The sequence below is a fragment of the Paraburkholderia sp. MM6662-R1 genome (assembly GCF_050436245.1).
GTDB classification, from domain to species: domain Bacteria; phylum Pseudomonadota; class Gammaproteobacteria; order Burkholderiales; family Burkholderiaceae; genus Paraburkholderia; species Paraburkholderia tuberum.
The window spans coordinates 3,478,125-3,495,101 of the sequence record NZ_JBNDLV010000001.1; the positions used below are offsets into that span (position 1 = coordinate 3,478,125).

General features: G+C 61.5%; 17 protein-coding genes and 3 tRNA genes. 9 read left to right on the forward strand and 11 right to left on the reverse strand.

Annotated features, from left to right (window positions below):
• Positions 1-6: 6 nt before the first annotated feature.
• From OKW39_RS16515 to rph, 5 genes are all read right to left on the reverse strand, one after another.
• Positions 7-1,251, reverse strand: coding sequence for a tyrosine-type recombinase/integrase (locus OKW39_RS16515; RefSeq protein WP_429563051.1), 1,245 nt, complete (start codon positions 1,249-1,251; stop codon positions 7-9).
• A 212-nt stretch (positions 1,252-1,463) separates the two neighbouring features.
• Positions 1,464-1,553, reverse strand: a tRNA-Ser gene (locus OKW39_RS16520).
• Positions 1,554-1,608: 55 nt separating this feature from the next.
• A complete protein-coding gene (hemW, locus tag OKW39_RS16525; RefSeq protein ID WP_429335171.1) occupies positions 1,609-2,838 on the reverse strand; it encodes a radical SAM family heme chaperone HemW in 1,230 nt (409 codons plus the stop codon).
• Entirely contained in the window at positions 2,835-3,497 is a 663-nt protein-coding gene (gene rdgB, locus OKW39_RS16530) for an RdgB/HAM1 family non-canonical purine NTP pyrophosphatase (RefSeq protein ID WP_429563052.1), read from the reverse strand. The genes hemW and rdgB overlap by 4 nt, the downstream gene beginning before the upstream one ends.
• Complete coding sequence (rph, locus tag OKW39_RS16535) at positions 3,494-4,231, reverse strand: ribonuclease PH (RefSeq protein ID WP_090801456.1); 738 nt, start codon at positions 4,229-4,231, stop codon at positions 3,494-3,496. Before rph ends, rdgB begins: the two co-directional genes overlap by 4 nt.
• Positions 4,232-4,431: 200 nt before the next feature.
• Here rph and OKW39_RS16540 point away from each other — a divergent pair, with 200 nt between their 5' ends.
• The 5 genes from OKW39_RS16540 to OKW39_RS16560 all read left to right on the forward strand — a co-directional run bounded on the left by OKW39_RS16540 (position 4,432) and on the right by OKW39_RS16560 (position 9,390).
• Entirely contained in the window at positions 4,432-5,355 is a 924-nt protein-coding gene (locus tag OKW39_RS16540) for a YicC/YloC family endoribonuclease (RefSeq protein WP_090801455.1), read from the forward strand.
• 19 nt (positions 5,356-5,374) lie between these two features.
• Positions 5,375-6,058, forward strand: a complete 684-nt coding sequence (gmk, locus tag OKW39_RS16545; RefSeq protein ID WP_090801453.1) for a guanylate kinase — start codon at positions 5,375-5,377, stop codon at positions 6,056-6,058.
• Between the two features lie 60 nt (positions 6,059-6,118).
• Positions 6,119-6,322: a DNA-directed RNA polymerase subunit omega gene (gene rpoZ / locus OKW39_RS16550; protein ID WP_008921215.1), complete on the forward strand. Its 204-nt coding sequence runs from the start codon at positions 6,119-6,121 to the stop codon at positions 6,320-6,322.
• Between the two features lie 98 nt (positions 6,323-6,420).
• A complete protein-coding gene (locus OKW39_RS16555) occupies positions 6,421-8,781 on the forward strand; it encodes a RelA/SpoT family protein (RefSeq protein WP_090801451.1) in 2,361 nt (786 codons plus the stop codon).
• Between the two features lie 123 nt (positions 8,782-8,904).
• Positions 8,905-9,390: a phage protein NinX family protein gene (locus tag OKW39_RS16560; protein WP_090801449.1), complete on the forward strand. Its 486-nt coding sequence runs from the start codon at positions 8,905-8,907 to the stop codon at positions 9,388-9,390.
• Between the two features lie 74 nt (positions 9,391-9,464).
• Here the strand turns inward: OKW39_RS16560 and OKW39_RS16565 are convergent.
• Positions 9,465-9,541, reverse strand: a tRNA-Arg gene (locus OKW39_RS16565).
• Between the two features lie 74 nt (positions 9,542-9,615).
• A tRNA-Arg gene (locus tag OKW39_RS16570) sits at positions 9,616-9,692 on the reverse strand.
• Positions 9,693-9,815: 123 nt separating this feature from the next.
• On the opposite strand from OKW39_RS16570, the gene greB reads away from it, so the two are divergent.
• Positions 9,816-10,385 (forward strand): transcription elongation factor GreB, encoded by a 570-nt coding sequence (gene greB, locus OKW39_RS16575; RefSeq protein WP_429335170.1) that lies wholly within the window; start codon positions 9,816-9,818, stop codon positions 10,383-10,385.
• 134 nt (positions 10,386-10,519) lie between these two features.
• Here the strand turns inward: greB and OKW39_RS16580 are convergent, their stop codons facing one another.
• Complete coding sequence (locus OKW39_RS16580; RefSeq protein WP_090801447.1) at positions 10,520-11,689, reverse strand: porin; 1,170 nt, start codon at positions 11,687-11,689, stop codon at positions 10,520-10,522.
• A gap of 525 nt (positions 11,690-12,214) precedes the next feature.
• Entirely contained in the window at positions 12,215-12,463 is a 249-nt protein-coding gene (locus OKW39_RS16585) for a hypothetical protein (protein ID WP_090805424.1), read from the reverse strand.
• A gap of 392 nt (positions 12,464-12,855) precedes the next feature.
• On the opposite strand from OKW39_RS16585, the gene OKW39_RS16590 reads away from it, so the two are divergent.
• Both OKW39_RS16590 and OKW39_RS16595 read left to right on the forward strand, forming a co-directional pair.
• The gene (locus OKW39_RS16590) at positions 12,856-13,059 is read left to right on the forward strand and encodes a cold-shock protein (protein ID WP_090801445.1); all 204 of its coding nucleotides are present in this window, start codon (positions 12,856-12,858) and stop codon (positions 13,057-13,059) included.
• A 330-nt stretch (positions 13,060-13,389) separates the two neighbouring features.
• Positions 13,390-14,538 carry an exonuclease domain-containing protein gene (locus OKW39_RS16595; RefSeq protein WP_429563053.1) on the forward strand — a complete coding sequence of 383 codons (1,149 nt, stop codon included), beginning with the start codon at positions 13,390-13,392 and terminating at the stop codon, positions 14,536-14,538.
• Positions 14,539-14,576: 38 nt separating this feature from the next.
• On the opposite strand, the gene OKW39_RS16600 is transcribed toward OKW39_RS16595, so the two are convergent.
• Together OKW39_RS16600 and OKW39_RS16605 are read right to left on the reverse strand one after the other, a co-directional pair.
• Positions 14,577-15,173: a chorismate mutase gene (locus tag OKW39_RS16600; RefSeq protein ID WP_184023301.1), complete on the reverse strand. Its 597-nt coding sequence runs from the start codon at positions 15,171-15,173 to the stop codon at positions 14,577-14,579.
• A 278-nt stretch (positions 15,174-15,451) separates the two neighbouring features.
• Positions 15,452-15,601, reverse strand: coding sequence for a hypothetical protein (locus OKW39_RS16605; protein ID WP_018421453.1), 150 nt, complete (start codon positions 15,599-15,601; stop codon positions 15,452-15,454).
• 664 nt (positions 15,602-16,265) lie between these two features.
• Here OKW39_RS16605 and OKW39_RS16610 point away from each other — a divergent pair.
• The gene (locus OKW39_RS16610; protein WP_090801440.1) at positions 16,266-16,517 is read left to right on the forward strand and encodes a hypothetical protein; all 252 of its coding nucleotides are present in this window, start codon (positions 16,266-16,268) and stop codon (positions 16,515-16,517) included.
• Positions 16,518-16,977: the final 460 nt, after the last annotated feature.

Genomic DNA, 16,977 nt, shown 5'->3' on the forward strand with positions numbered 1-16,977 from the left:
GTCTCTCTACGCAGTCTTATTGAAGGGGATAACGGCACCCGATTTCAGCGGCTGGGCGCAAAATTCCGACCAGTCCGTCATCATCCGCCGCCGCTTTTCCAGTACGTCCCCGCGCCAGTACGCCGCTTCGGTCGCATCGCCTTTGATGTGCGCGAGCGCCACCTCGGCCAGCTCGCGCGGATAGTTGGTGTACTCGCTGGCCCAGTCCCGGAAGGTCGAGCGGAAACCGTGCGGCGTCGCCTCAAGGCTCTGTCGACGCATCAGCTCCAGCAGCGACATGTCCGACAGCGCGCGGCCCGATCGCGGGCTCGGGAATACCAGGTCAACGTCTTTCTTCCGTTCGATTGATTCCAGCAAGCGCACGGCGGCCGGCGAGAGCGGGACGCGGTGCTCTTTCTTCGCTTTCATTTTCTCGGCGGGCACGGCCCAGACCTTTTTCTCCAGATCGATTTCGGTCCACTCGGCAAACCGCGCTTCGCCGGATCGCGCGGCGGTCAATATCGAGAATTCGAGGCAGCGGGCGCTTACGCCCTCGGTCGCGCGCAGCGTGACCATGAACGTGCCCATCTGCACGATCGGCAGGGCGGGGTGATTGCGTACGCGCTTGGTCTTCTTCGGAGCGGACAGCAACTTGTCGAGGTTGCCGCGCCACGCGGCCGGGTTTACGCCTTCATCGCGGAAGCCTTTCACGCGCGACCAGTCGAGAATCGCCTCGATGCGGCCGCGCAGACGCGATGCGGTCTCCGTTTTGGTTGTCCAGATCGGCTCAAGAATCTCTGTCACGTGCGCACGTGTGACGTGCCGGACCATCATCTTGCCGATGAGAGGGTATGCGTATTCCTCGAGTGTGTAGGTCCACTGGGCGCCATGCTTGGAATTTCGCCATTCCGGCTCTTTCACTGTGATGAAACGCTTCGCCGCTTGCTCGAACGTCATTTCGAGCGCTTGGCTCGCGCGCAGACGGCTTTTGGCCTCTTTCTTCTGCATAACCGGATCGATGCCGCGGGCGATGTCCTCACGCACGGCCAGCGCCTTTACTCGCGCTGCCGCGACACCCATGCCGGATTCGGCGTATGCGCCCAAGCCAATTTCACGGCGCTGACCCGCGACGGCGACACGGAGCACCCATGAGCGCGCATGTTCGCTGACGACTTTGAGATACAAGCCGGCCACGCCGCCAACGGGATGTTTTCCCGGTGTCGTCAGTCGCTTGACGGCCAGCGGCCCGAGTTCCTTGGCTTTCTTTGGCATCGTTGCTCGTTATCGATCGGCGCGCCGGCAGTCCACCATCTGGTCCACCAACGCTAGTCCACCATCCAGTCCACCATAAAATTTACGACTGAACGCGATTAATTGCAACGAAACCGGACAACTACATTTGGGAGTTTTGCGCTGAGAGCCTTAGCTGGTAAGGCTTTGCGCGATTGAATCGGATTGATCCGGACGGATTAAAACAAGCGTCCTGGCGGAGGCGGTGAGATTCGAACTCACGGAAGGATTGCTCCTTCGCCGGTTTTCAAGACCGGTGCCTTAAACCACTCGGCCACACCTCCAAGCCGCAAATTGTAACCTGAAAAGACTTCGCTGCCGAGTCTAGGTGACCCGCCATCACTGCGGATCTTTCAGAAACAGCGCCTGCAAGTCGTTCAGGAACGCCTGCCCAAGCGGCGTCGGCGCGATCCGTTCGTGGTCGCGTGTGATCAGCTTGCGCTGTTCCGCTTCCTGCAACGCCGGCTCGATCGTCGTGATCGACAGGCCCGTGCGCTCGATGAACCGATGCACCGGAAATCCTTCTACCAGGCGCAGCGCGTTCAGCATGAACTCGAACGGCAGATCGCGCGGCCCGACCTCATGCTCTTCCTGCACGCTTGCACCAGCCCTGGCCTGCTCGATGAACGTGGTCGGATGTTTGTAGCGCGCTTGGCGCACGATGCGATTAGGAAACGACAGCTTCGTATGCGCGCCCGCGCCGATGCCGAGATAGTCGCCGAAGCGCCAGTAGTTCAGATTGTGTTTGCTCTGCCGATGCGGCTGCGCATACGCGGACACCTCGTAGCGCCCGTAGCCGGCCTCGGCGGTGCGTTGATGAATCCAGTCCTGCATGTCTGCGGACGCGTCGTCGTCGGGCAACGCGGGCGGAAACTTGGCGAATAGCGTGTTCGGTTCGAGCGTCAGGTGATACAGCGACAGATGCGGCGGGGCAAACGACAACGCCGTTTCCACGTCGGCCTGACATTCGGCGAGCGTTTGCCTGGGCAGCGCGAACATCAGGTCGAGGTTGAAGTTGTCGAACGTGGTCGCGGCGACTTCGACCGCGTGGCGTGCCTGCGCCGCGTCGTGAATGCGGCCGAGCGCCTTCAGATGCGTTTCGTTGAAACTCTGGATGCCCACCGACAGCCGGTTCACGCCGCTCGCGCGAAACTGCGCGAACTTGTCGGCTTCGAACGTGCCGGGGTTCGCTTCGAGCGTGATTTCCGCGTCGGCGTCGAGCGGCAGCAGCGCGCGAATATCCGACAGCATGCGATCGAGCCCCGCCGCCGACAGCAAACTAGGCGTCCCGCCGCCGATGAACACCGTATGCACCTGGCGGCCCCAGATCAGTGGCAAGGCCATTTCCAGGTCGGCGCGCAACGCGTCGAGGTAGTCGTTCTCCGGGAACGTCTCGCCTTTCCACTCGTGCGAATTGAAGTCGCAGTAGGGGCACTTGCGCACGCACCACGGGAAATGCACGTACAGCGCAAGTGGCGGCAGCGACGTCAAACGGATGCTGCCCGGCGACGTGAACGCACTGACGACACCCTTGCCGATGTCCGCCGGCGTCGATCGGATCGGAATCACGCTTCCCCCGACAGACGCGCGAGCAGTTGCCGCAGCGCGATCGCGCGATGGCTGCTCGCGTTCTTGACCGCCGGCTCGAGTTCGGCGGCGCTCGCGTTCAGCGACGGCAGATAGAAGTACGGGTCGTAACCGAAGCCATGCTCGCCGCGCGGCGCGTCCAGGATTTCGCCATGCCAGCGGCCTTCGGCGATCAGCGGTTCGGGATCGTCCGCGTGACGCACGAGTGCGAGCACACAGTAGTAATAGCCGCGGCGGTCGCTCACGTCCCGCAGTTCGTCGACGAGGCGCGCGTTGTTCGCCGCGTCGCATTTCTCGCCGCCGGCGAGTTGCGCGAAGCGGGCCGAGTAGACGCCCGGCGCGCCGCGCAGCGCGCGCACGCAAAGGCCCGAGTCGTCGGCGAGCGCGGGCAGGCCGGTGAGCCGCGCAGCGTGACGGGCCTTCGTCAGCGCGTTTTCAACGAAGGTGGGATGCGGTTCTTCCGCTTCCGGCACGTTGAGCTCGCCTTGCGCGATCAACTCGATGCCGGCCGCGCCGAGCAGCGCCGCAAATTCGCGCAGCTTGCCCGCGTTGTTCGACGCGAGCACGACCTTTTTCAGCGGCATTCCCGACGTTACGCCGTGAGCATTGTTCCCGCCACCGTCCTGACGAACCTCATTCACTGCTGCACTCCCAGCGCCTCTTTCTGCTTTGCGATCAGCGTGCTGATGCCGTCGCTCGCGAGATCGAGCAGCGCATTCATTTCTTCGCGCGAGAACGGCACGCCTTCCGCGGTGCCCTGAATTTCGACGAAGCCGCCCGCCCCCGTCATTACGACGTTCATGTCGGTGTCGCACTGCGAGTCTTCGTCGTAGTCGAGGTCGAGCACCGGCACGCCGTCGTACACGCCGACCGAAATCGCGGCGACGTAATCCAGGATCGGCGAGCTTTCGATGCGCCCCGTGGCAAGCAATCTGGCGACCGCATCATGCGCGGCGACGAACGCGCCGGTGATGCTCGCGGTGCGTGTGCCGCCATCGGCCTGGATAACGTCGCAGTCGAGATTGAGCGTGCGCGCGCCGAGCTTCTCGAGATCGAACACCGAGCGCAGCGCGCGGCCGATCAGCCGCTGGATTTCCTGCGTGCGGCCGGTTTGTTTGCCGCGCGCGGCTTCACGGTCGCTGCGGGTATGGGTGGCGCGCGGCAGCATGCCGTATTCGGCGGTGAGCCAGCCCTGGCCGCGATCGCGCAGAAACGGCGGTACGCTCTCGCTGACGCTCGCGGTGCAGATCACCTTGGTGTCGCCGAATTCGACCAGCACCGAGCCCTCCGCATGCTTCGTGTAGTGACGCGTGATGCGCACGTCGCGCAACTGGTGGGGCTGGCGGCCGCTGGGGCGTTGGGTGTCGTTGCTCATGTCGGGATGGGTCGGGATGGGCTGGAGGAGGGCGGAGGAAAAACCCTAATTTTACCGCCGATCGGATAGGGCGGTTGCCCATACGGATGGCTGCGACAAAAATGGGATAATGCCGATTCCCCGCCCCGCGTCTCGTACACGCCGGGCGATCCGCTTCTCAGGCCATCGTCTACCGCATGGCCCCAATCGCGAGAAATACGATGATCTACAGCATGACTGGCTATGCGAGCGCCACGCGCGAACTCGTGGCAGCCTCGGGCACGGGTGGCGTCAGCGTGTCGGTCGAATTGCGCACGGTGAACTCGCGCTTTCTCGATCTGAACTTCCGCATGCCGGAAGACGTGCGCGTCGTCGAACCGACGCTGCGCGAGATGCTGATGAACAAGCTGTCGCGCGGCAAAGTCGACATTCGCGTGAATCTGCAGCGCAGCGAGCAGTCGGCGAACGCGGGCGCGATCAACCGCGATGCGCTCGCGCAACTCGCGCAGCTGGAACGCACGGTGCTCGGCACGTTTCCTGAAGCCGGCCGTCTGCGCACCGGCGAAATTCTGCGCTGGCCGGGCGTGCTCGCCGAAAGTGGCATCGCGCCCGAGACGCTGCGCGAAGCGGTGCTCGGATGCGGCAAGCAGGCGATCGCGGACCTGATCGACGTGCGCGCGCGTGAAGGCGCGCAACTCGCGACGATGCTGCTTGCCAACGTCACCGAAATGGAGACGATCGTCGTGAAGATCACCCCGCTCGTGCCCGAGCTGATTGCGCGACATCAGCAGAAAATCGTCGAGCGTCTGCAGGAAGCGCTCGGCATCGCCGCGCCGGATGCGGCCGTGACGATCGTATCGCGCGAAGAGATCAACGAGCGGATTCGCCAGGAAGTGACGATGTACGGCATTCGCATCGACATCGCCGAAGAGCTGTCGCGCCTCACCGCGCACCTGAACGAAACGCGTCACGTGATCGAGAAGGGCGGCAAGGTCGGCAAGCGGCTCGACTTCATGATGCAGGAGCTGAACCGCGAAGCGAACACGCTCGGTTCGAAGGCGGCGGCGAAGGAACTCGCGGATTCGTCGATGACGCTGAAGCTCTTGATCGAACAGATGCGCGAGCAGGTACAGAATCTCGAATAAGGCTGGAGCACGACACATCATGACCGACCACCATCCACGCGAAACCGGCGCGGCGCGCCATTCGTACGCCGGCGCGTATCCCGGCAACCTGTTCATGGTCGTCGCGCCGTCGGGCGCGGGCAAGTCGACGCTCGTGAACGCGTTGCTCGCGAGCGACGACGCGATCCGTCTGTCGATCTCCTACACGACGCGCCCGCCGCGTCCGAAGGAGCAGGACGGCGAGCACTATCACTTCACGAGCGTCGAAGATTTCATGCAGCGTCACGACGCGGGCGAGTTTCTCGAAAGCGCGGAAGTGCACGGCAACTATTACGGCACGTCGCGCGTGTGGATCGAGGAGCAGATGAAAAACGGCCATGACGTGCTGCTCGAAATCGACTGGCAGGGTGCGCAGCAGGTGAAGAAGCAATTCAACAACGCGGTGGAGATTTTCATTCTGCCGCCGTCGCTCGAAGCGCTCGAAGAGCGTCTGAAAAAGCGCGGCCAGGACGAGCCGAACGTAATCACGCGACGCTTGCTCGCGGCGGGCGGCGAGATCGCGCACGCGGCCGAAGCGGAGTACGTCGTGATCAACGAGAACTTCGATCGCGCGCTGGCGGAGTTGCAGTGCCTCGTCGGCGCGACGCGCTCGCGCTTCGCGTCGCAGTACGCGCGTCACACGCAGCTTTTCATGCAGCTCGGCATCCACCTGCCGCACGCGTGAGCGCGGCGTGGTGTCAAGCACATAAGGTAGAATAAGCAACATACTGAGAAGGAACCCAACATGGCCCGCATTACCGTCGAAGACTGCCTCAAACAGATCCCGAACCGTTTCGAACTCGCGCTTGCCGCAACCTATCGCGCGCGTCAGCTCGCTCAAGGCCACACGCCGAAAATCGAAAGCCGCGACAAGCCCACCGTCCTCGCGCTGCGTGAAATCGCATCGGGTCAGGTCGGCGTCGAAATGCTGAAGAAGGTGCCGGTCTAAGGCGCAAGGATTTTCGTTTTCGACTTGCCGGTATTCGCCACACCGGATTGCTCAACGTGCAGAACTGCGTCCAACCCTGACCGCTACCGGAGGCGACCATGAGTGCTACCCCGCCCACCGCCACGGAAGCGGAGCACGACACCGACTCGCCGTCCTCTGCACGCAAGTACATCGACGCGGTCCTCGAGCAATCGTTTCGCCATCTGTTCGGGCCGACCGCCACGCCGGAGCAGCCGCGCCGGCATGATGTCGTCTCCATCGCCAATCTGACGTCTGCGCTGTCCGGCTATCTGCAGCCGGAAGAGATCAAGGACATCAAGGCGGCGTTCCACTTCAGCGACGAAGCCCACCTCGGCCAGTATCGCCAGAGCGGCGAGCCCTACATCACGCATCCGGTCGCCGTCGCGGAAATCTGCGCGGGCTGGAATCTCGACGCCCAGGCGATCATGGCGGCGCTGCTGCACGACGTGATGGAAGACCAGGGCGTGACCAAGGCAGAGCTCGCCGAGCGCTTCGGCGCGAAGGTCGCGGAACTGGTCGACGGGTTGTCCAAGCTGGACAAGATGGAGTTTCGCAATCGCGAGGAAGCGCAAGCGGAGAATTTCCGCAAGATGCTGCTCGCGATGGCGCGCGACGTGCGCGTAATCCTCGTGAAGCTCGCCGACCGGCTGCACAACATGCGCACGCTCGGCGCGGTGCCGTCGGAGAAACGTCGCCGTGTCGCGCGCGAAACGCTAGACATTTACGCGCCGATCGCTCACCGGCTCGGCCTGAATAATACCTATCGCGAGCTGCAGGACCTGAGTTTCGCGAACTTCAACCCGCACCGTTACGCGACACTCGAAAAAGCCGTGAAGGCGGCGCGCGGCAATCGTCGCGAGGTGGTCGGCAAGATTCTCGAATCGGTGCAGCGCGCGATTGCGGACGCGAAGCTCGACGCCGAAGTCACCGGTCGCGAGAAAACCATCTTCAGCATTTACAAGAAGATGCGCGACAAGCAGCTGTCGTTTTCGCAGGTGCTCGACGTGTATGGTTTTCGCGTGGTCGTCGAGAGCGCGCTCGAGTGTTATACCTGCATCGGCGCGTTGCATGCGCTTTTCAAGCCTGTTCCGGGCAAGTTCAAGGATTACATCGCGATCCCGAAGGTGAACGGCTATCAGTCGCTGCACACCACGCTCGTCGGCCCGTTCGGCGCACCGATCGAGTTTCAGGTGCGCACACGCAAGATGCACGAGATCGCCGAGGCGGGCGTTGCCGCGCACTGGCTGTACAAGAACGGCAGCGCGGATCTGAACGACGTGCAGAAGCGTGCGCACCAGTGGCTGAAGTCGCTGCTCGACATTCAGAGCGAAGCGGGCGATTCGAGCGAATTCCTCGAGCACGTGAAGATCGACCTGTTCCCGGATGCGGTCTACGTGTTCACGCCGAAGTCGAAGATCATGGCGCTGCCGCGCGGCGCCACCGCGCTCGACTTCGCGTACTCGATCCACAGCGACCTCGGCAACCAGTGCGTCGCGGTGAAGATCAACAACGAGCTGTTGCCGTTGCGTACCGAGCTGAAGAGCGGCGACATCGTCGAAGTCATCACGGCGCCGTATTCGAAGCCGAACCCCGCATGGCTCGGCTTCGTGCGCAGCGGCAAGGCGCGCTCGGCGATCCGTCATTATCTGAAGACGATGCGTCTGAACGAGTCGGTGCAGCTCGGCGAGCGTCTCGTCGATCAGGCGTTGAAGGGCTATGGCCTTGCGCTATCGGACGTGACGCCGGAGGCGTGGGAAAAGCTCGTGCAGTGGACGGGCAACAAGAACCGTCAGGAAATTTTCGCGGACATCGGTCTCGGCCGGCGAGTCGCCGCGGTGATGGCCAAGCGCATCGAAGTGCTGATGAGCGGGCGCGACGCCGACGACGACGGCTCGCGCTCCGAGTCCGGTTCGACGCCGCACGCGCCGCCGGTCGTCATCACCGGTACCGAGGGCATGTCGGTGCAGCTGTCCGCGTGTTGCCGTCCGATTCCGGGCGACGACATCATGGGCTATATCGGCATCGGTCTCGGCATGGCGATTCATACCACCGACTGCCGCGTCGCGCAGCGTATCCACCGGCGCGATCCGGGCCGCTGGATCGACGTCGCGTGGGCGCCGCAGCCGGGGCGGCTGTTCGATGTCGCGGTCAAGGTACTGGTCAAGAACACCAAGGGCGTGTTCGCCCGCGTAGCGGCCGACATCACATCGGCGGACGCGAACATCGTCCATATCGCGATGGACGAAGATCTGTCGCAGGAATCCACGATTCTGCGCTTCGTGATCCAGGTCAGCGACCGGGTGCATCTGGCCAATGTGATGCGGCGCGTGCGCACGAATCCCGATGTGATGCGCATCACGCGTGAGCGGCCGAGCGAAGAGGGGCATCACCGCCACGACGGCGGCATGCGCATCGACCGCGAGCGCGCGGATTACTGAACGGCTTCCGGCTGGGCGTCGGCGCGGCTTGGACTGGCGCTTCACGCCAGTCAGGCATCTTTCGTGCGGCGGCTCAGGATACAACTCAAGGCTGGTCTCACCTGAACTCCAGGGGGAACGCAGATGAACGTGTCCGACCTCGCTGACGTGGCGCTCGATTACTGGGTGGCGCGCAGCCTGCACGACTTCGTGCGCGAAATCTACTTTACCGATAGTGGCGAGACTGTTGCGATCCGCGGCAACGATCGTGGTCGTCCGTGGGACGGGCGTTTCACGCCTTCCGCATCATGGGAGGCGGCTGCCGTTGTGCTCGAGCGCGCGATGCGGCTCGACGTGCGCGAGCAGAGCGATAAAGGGGCGGTATGCGTCGCTGAGTTCAAGGGCGGGCAGCGAGCCTCGGAGGGAATGGGCGACTCGCTGCGCATTGCTTTGCTGCGGGCGTTTGTCGTGAGCCGTTTCGGCGATACCGTCGACGACGTGCTGCGCGAGCGCCAAGCACTGACCGGCATGCGGACCGACACGATCAGCGAGCAAACGGTGGGCGGGGTCGTCGAGGACTTGCCGCACCCGGATGGGCAAATTGGGGATATCCAGTCGCCGCCGCGATGAGTTGCTGGCGCACGGGCACGGCATGGTGCGCCAGAAAAAACAAAGGGCCTTCCGGTTGGAAGGCCCTTCACAGGTGGTGCGGCTGGCAGGATTCGAACCCACGACCCCTTGGTTCGTAGCCAAGTACTCTATCCAACTGAGCTACAGCCGCACGCAAAACGGTGATGCTTACTATAAAAACTGATGAAACCTGAGAGCTCCCTGTAAGGGCGCTCTCGAATAAGGTGGCGCGGCTGGCAGGATTCGAACCCACGACCCCTTGGTTCGTAGCCAAGTACTCTATCCAACTGAGCTACAGCCGCACACAGAAACGAGATTATAGCCAACAGATCTGAAAAACGGAAGCCCATCACGGCGATTTGTGTCCCCGGCCCGATCGTGTAACCTTTTATGAGATTGTTGCTAGTTGCTGTTAATGGATGATTATGAACAAGGCCTTTGTCAAAGAGTCGAGCGAAGACAACGATGACGATCTCGACATCGCCCAGCCCGACGTGCCCGCAGGCACCAAAAATTACATGACTCCCGCCGGTCATCGGCGTATGCGTGATGAATTGCTGCATCTGATCGATGTCGAGAGGCCCGAGGTTGTCAAGCTCGTGTCGTGGGCGGCGTCGAACGGCGACCGCTCGGAGAATGGCGACTACATCTACGGCAAACGCCGTCTGCGGGAAATCGACCGGCGCATCCGTTTTCTGACCAAGCGGCTCGATCTAGCCGAGGTCGTCGATAGCAGCCGGCAGGAAAACGTCGACCAGGTGTTTTTCGGCGCGAGGGTCGACTATGCGACCGAGGACGGCGAAGAGCATCAGGTGACGATCGTCGGTGTCGACGAGGTCGACCTGGACATCGGGCACGTAAGCTGGATTTCGCCCATTGCGCGTGCGCTGCTAAAGGCTAAAGTCGGCGATACGGTCACGCTGTTCACGCCGGCCGGTCCGCAGTCGATCGACATTCTCGACGTCAAGTATCCGCTGCCTGATAGCGGCCGCTAGGCCTCTGGCGAGGACGTGGGCTCACGTGCACGCACGCAGGCCTGCGCACAAAGCGGCAAAAACCCACGTCGGCACGGACATAAAAAAAGGCGCCGCGAACGGCGCCTTCTCTACTGCCAGTCCTTGCGCAGTGCTTAGAAGCGGTGACGCAGACCTGCGGTCACAGCGACTTGCTTGTTGTTGCCCGAAGCACCGCCCACGCCATTGATGTAGGCGTTAACGATCGAGTCTTCGTTTGCTGCCTGATACACGCCTTGCAGATACACGTCGGTACGCTTGGACAATGCGTACGCGGTTTGCAGGTTGACCTGGTTCCAGTGCACGTGCGAGCTCGACAGGTTGGCGCGGGTGTACGTGTACGCGCCAGCGATGCTGATTGCCGGCGTCAGCGCGTAACGGGCGTTGGCTTCAAAGTTCTGGAACTGAGCGCTGTTGGTCGGGAAGCCGATGCCGCTCGTTATGCCCGATGCGGCCGCGCTGATACCTGCCAAGCCATGCAGGTTCGTCTGCGAGTACACGAGGCCGACCGTTGCCGGGCCGAACGCGTAGTTGGCGCCTGCGCCCCACGTTTGCTGACGCTGAGCGAAGAACGTGTTGTCGCCCGACACCGCGCCACCCGAGTTGAACGCAGCGGCTGCGCTGTTCGCGCCATTGCTGTTCAGTTGCATGTACGCAGCGGCAACGTTCAGGCCGCCCCAGTTATACGACGCGCCCGCACTGTAAGCGCGGTTGTTGGCGAAGCCGGCAGCCTGGTTCGAGAAGCCGTACAAGCCGCCAAACTTGAAGCCGCCGTAGTTCGCGCTCTGGAATTTGGCCGAATTGTTGATACGGAACGAGTTGTTCAAGTTGTCGTTGTCGAACGGGTGCGCGAACTGCGTGCCGCCGTACTGCGTGCCGGTCAGTGCCAGCGGGCCGACGTAGTCGACCATGCTGTCGTATTGACGGCCGAGGGTCACGGCACCGAACTGGTCGCTCGACAGACCGACGAAGGCCTGACGGCCGAACAGACGGCTGTTCTGCTTGAGCGTGCCGTCATTGATGCCGAAGCCGTTCTCCAACGTGAAGATGGCCTTCAGACCGCCGCCCAGATCTTCAGCGCCACGCAGGCCGAAACGGCTGCCGTTCACCGAGCCGCTCGTCATCGCCACGTTGGCGCCGTGCTGGTTACTACTCGGATTCGGATGCTGGTTGTTCGTATAAGTGATTCCGGCGTCGATCAGGCCATACAGGGTGACGCTACTTTGCGCGTGCGCTGCCGTTACGAAAACGCCCGACAGGGCAGCGACCATGAGTGTCTTCTTCATTGATATAACTCCAAGAGCGAGAGAGGTATAAAACCCTGGCTTAGGAGACCTTCACGCGAGCGCTGCGAGAAGCGGAATCCGCGTGAGAAGCGCGTTGACCATATCCGCGCCGGTTTCCGATTAGGCAGAGTTTAGAGAGACACTTCCGGGAGTTGGCGTTCCGATTCGCGCAATAAAGTATTACGCGAGGAGAAACGATCGCTAATCGCCATTCAAGCCTTATGGATAAAGGCTTTGCGTCGACTGGGCGGATTCGGCGTCTGAATTTTCCTAAAGCGCGTTGCTGATTCGCGACACCGAACGATGCGGAAAAACAACGGGAAGAAATGCGGGAAAACGATTGTTGTTGTGGCGGCAATAGACGATTGTTAATTATGTGAATAATCGAACTTGCATATGACCGCTATACTGTTATTTCTGCTTTTCGAAGCAGACTTTTTCGTTGACGAAAAAGCTCTCCAAACCTTTGTCAGCGCGACCTTCCAGTCGCGCTTTTTTTATGGCGGACGAGTTTCGCGAATGTCTCTAATGAGCGGGCGCAGTACCTTCCGCGTCGTCCCAGTCCGCCTGCGCGGGCACGCTCCAGTCTTCCATCACATAACGGCGCGCATCCATTGGCGAGGAGAGCAGGTTCTGCCAGTGGTCTCCGTGCCACATCGGATCGAAGTCGAAAACGGTGCATGAATCCCCGATCTGTGCGGGCTGGTCTGATATGACCTTTGCGTGCGAATGAGTGAGCCAGGTGAAGAGACGGTGAATTTCCTTGGACAGCATGGCAACCTCCTGAAGCGCATCGCTACAACTGACTTCCATCATGCGAGTGAGGCGGCGCCGCAACAAGTCGGACAAACACTTACGCAAAGATAGACTTTGTTACATTTGTATTGCATATTTTCGCAAATTTTCCCGTTTGCGGACTCGGATTATTTTCGTTCAGGTAAATTTGACGCGCCGATCTATATCCCTGTAGTTTGAAGCCTTACCTTTTTATACGCTAAACGCATATGAAAAGTTTACTTGACGGTCATTCTCTGTTCCCCGTATAACGGCAAAGCCGAATTTGATTGGCTGTTTCTGCCTTGACCAGATATAGGCAATTGAATCGGGGTTGGATCGATTCAAGGGCAACGCCCGCTTTTGGATAAATCACAGAGGGAAAACAGCAAATGGAAACTGGTATCGTCAAATGGTTCAACGATGCTAAGGGTTTTGGCTTCATCACGTCGGACGTGGGTGGCGAGGATCTGTTCGCGCACTTTTCGGAGATCCGCAGCGAGGGCTTCAAGTCGTTGAAGGAAAATCAGCGCGTGTCTTTTGAAGTCAAGACCAGCCCGAAGGGCAAGCAGGCGGCCAACATTCAGCCGCTGTAAATGCGCTGGGCTGGGCGCGCCGCCCGCGCAGTCGGGAGCGAAAAACCCTCGCCGTCGCGCGAGGGTTTTTATTTTTATCTAGATGTCTCCAGGTCGGATCTTCGGTAACTGCGTGGTTCAACAATACGCGTTTTTGTCGGAAGATAATCCATCGAAGCGAATTGACTACGTCTGGATTAATGGTCTGGTTTAAGCGTCTGCGGGATTTCAGCGCAAAATCGACGGCCCATGCCGACGCAGCTTCCAGCTGCGCACGCGGCGCGGTCTGGATGCGCAACGTCCAACTGGTGCATACTTCCCGCAAATTCATGCGCCCGAATCCCTTGTCCCATGTCTGAACTGCTTTCGCCGGAACCGGCACTCGACTCACCCATCGTTTTCGTAGATCTCGAAACGACCGGCGGCTCCACGAGCGAGCACCGCATTACTGAGGTTGGCGTCGTCGAAGTCGGGCTGGCCGGCGTCTCGCGCTGGAGCAGCCTGATCGACCCGCAGCAGCCGATTCCGTCGTTCATCCAACAGCTGACCGGCATCACGAACGACATGGTGCGCGGCGCACCGACGTTCGAGTCGATCGCGCCCGCGTTGTTCGAGCGTTTGAACGGCAAGCTGTTCGTCGCGCACAACGCGAGTTTCGATCGCGGATTTTTACGCAGCGAATTTCGTCGCGCGGCAATCGCGTTCGATCCGGACGTGCTGTGCACGGTGCGGCTGTCGCGCGCGCTGTTTCCCGGCGAAAAGCGCCACGGTCTCGATGCGCTGGTCGAACGCCATGCGCTGGTGCCGTCCGACCGCCACCGCGCGCTCGCCGACGCCGATCTGATCTGGCAGTTCTGGCAGCGTCTGCCGACGCTCGTGCCGCTGGAAGCGCTGCGCGCGCAGATCGAGCGCACGACGCGTCGCTACCGGCTCGCGGGCGACATCACCGAAGATTTGCTCGACACCGCGCCGGCTGGCTGTGGCGTGTATGCGTTTTATGGCGAAGACGATGCGCCGCTGTATGTCGGTCGCAGCGTGCGCGTGCGTCAGCGGCTGCGCTCGCATCTGACTGGCGAGCGGCGTTCGTCGAAGGATATGCGGCTAGCGCAGCTCGTGCGACGCGTCGAATGGCACGCGACTGGCGGAGAACTCGGCGCGATGCTCGCGGAGGCGCAGTGGATCGCAACGCTGCGGCCGGGCCACAACCGCTTGCCGCGCGTGACGAAGAGCGATCCCGCGAACGCGCCGTGGCCGTTCGAGGGGCCCATCGTGTTCGAGGAGCGTGAGGACGCGCAGGGTATCTTCCACGTGGTCGATCGCTGGCGCTACCTCGGACACGCGTCCTCGCTCGTCGCGGCGGCGCAGCTGCATGCGTCGACGCTGGCTGGGTCGTTCGAACTCTCGACGTACCGTATCCTGCAAAGCCATCTGGCGCGAGGCCTGCGCGTGATGCCGTTGAGCGTGTCGCGTGACAGCCCTGAGTCGAGCATCGTCGCGTGACGCTTATGCGACGTGCGCGCGCCGTGGCGTTACCGGAATCAGCCGGTGGCGCCGACTCCGCCCGTCTCGCACACGTGACCTAGTGCGTGCGTCAACGCGCTCGAATGCGCAGAGTCATAGCGCGTCAGCGCCTTCCAGTTAGCCAGCGATTGCGCGACCCGCGACGGACAATCGTCCGCCGCGCGCAGCGGCTGCACGCGCGCCAGACTCGCCATCAACGACTGTGTCAGCTTGTCGAGCTGCGGTCGGGTGCTGGTTGCGAGATCGGGTGCGGGACCTTGCGGTGGCTGGGTGCGACGCCAGTTCGCGAAGAGCGCGTTCTGCACGTCTTTGCTCGCATCGATCTGATCCTGGAAGAACGCGCGGGCGAACGCCGGGTCGACGTTTGCCGCCGCGGCGCGCTTTTCCACCTCGGCGAGCAGCGCGTTTTCACGCGGCGTATCGGTGATCGGCTGGTGGTTCGCCCACTTCCAGCGTGCGACCGGTTCCGCGAGTGCAAGGCGCTGCGAAACCAGCGCGATCAGGCTCGTGAGCGCGGTGTCGTCACCGTCGGCGAGGGCGGGGGCGGGCGAGAAGGCGAAGGCGGCGGCGATGACGAGTGCGCATGACGCGCCGAAGCGATGCAAATGGTTCATGAGGTGGACGTGGCCGGGCGGCCGTTGACGGAAAAACCAGAAGAATAAATGATGCGCCGCAACCTGCGAGCACCGGGTCGATTCACACGGATCGTCGGGGCGAAGTGGGCGAGAGAAGGACGCGCGTACACGCTCGAGCCGCGTGGCCCAGTGCAACTGCTGTGCTCAGGCGAGCTGATCCAACGTCATGACGGAGATGTCGGACGCGTAATGAGGACGCGAGTATTCGCTGCGCGTGAAATCGACGAGAGCGAATGCTGCGCCGCGCCAAGGAACCGTTACTTCGGATCGCACGACTTGCGTTGTTCGTCAAAGAAAGCGCGAACATGCTCGGGCAGCTCGGCTCCCAAAAACTCGACGGCCACAGGTTCCGGATCCGGGTAAAGAACTTTGTCCGGGGTCGGAATCTTCGGTGGTTTGGCATCCATGATCTTTCTCCTTTGCGAATCGATTATCGGCCTCGTTCCCTGCATCGCACCAGTGTCCGATGCGAGTCATACACACTCTGTTGCTTTAACGGCACAAGCCGACACACCAGCGGAGGGATTGAATAAAATTTATCGTCCGACTATTGCCTGCGTTTCGCGGTCTGTTTGATCCGCTTAATTGCCAGCGCGAAATCATTTCTTTCCCGCTCCTTCTGCCAGTCCCTCTCGAGCCTTGCCAGCCTATGTTTCGGCACGACCGATCGATATTTTCGCCGCGCTGCATCTAACGTTGTTGCATGACTAAAACGTGACAAACTTGTGCATTGCCGCATCGACAGGTTTTTCGCTTTTCCTGAACTGAACGTACGCAATTTGCCGATTGCATAACCTGCAGTCTAATTCTTTGTAAACGACCCATTCCCCATCGCGTTGACCGCGCAAAACACTATTTAAAGATTTGGTCATTAATCAACTGACTGACAGGGGTTGGCAAACACCTTCCCGCATTGCTGTGACAAAAGGACCTCATTTGGTGACAAGTCATGCGCAGCGCACCGGGCCACCTATGATTGAAGCGACTACTGATGGCTCGACGTGCGCTGGCAGACGGACACGCGAGGCGCAGCGCGGATGATGACGTTCTTCATGTTCGGGAGAGGTCGCGATGGAAAACGCTGTCTACTGGAACGGACGTCAGGTTGGCCTGGAATGCACCGGCAGGATCTTGTGGTTCGCGTCGGCACCCGCGCAAGCGATAGCCGCATACGGCGCGCCACGCCAGCAGCCGAGCGCACAGGCCGATACCGTCGTTGCGCGCAACCTCGCGATGCCACGGTCGTACGACCCGCTCCACGTTCCCGACCAGGCTGGCCATGCGTTGCGCCACGACATCGCGCCGGACGCGGCGCAACGCTGACCGCAAACGGCTGTATCAGGCCCGAAGCGACTCGTCGGCGCACCCTCGAGACCTTACCGATCAAGTGGGGTGTTAGCGCACACACCGCGTTGCGGCGAACTTATACGATGCAATTGCCGGGCTGCCGTCGGCCTCTCACCCGTTGTCGGGTGAACCGGCAACCACACCCGCATCAGTCTGCAAACAGCCGATACCGAAGGCCGGCTGCGCGAGGAGGGTAGGCCTGTCTCGCAACATCGTTGCATCAACACTATTTGCCGCTGGGAGCCGCGCATCGCGTGGCCGCACCTCTTTTACCTGGCGCTGCGTCGTGCTCACTTGCGTGATCGCCGGGCAATTCAATGGGAAAGATCTACGGCCTGACTGGACCGCGTGCGTTCGCGGCGTTGCTCGCCGTCGTTCATCACTTTGCCGACAACGAAGGGGGCTGCCACTGGGCATTGTGCAACTCATCGATAAC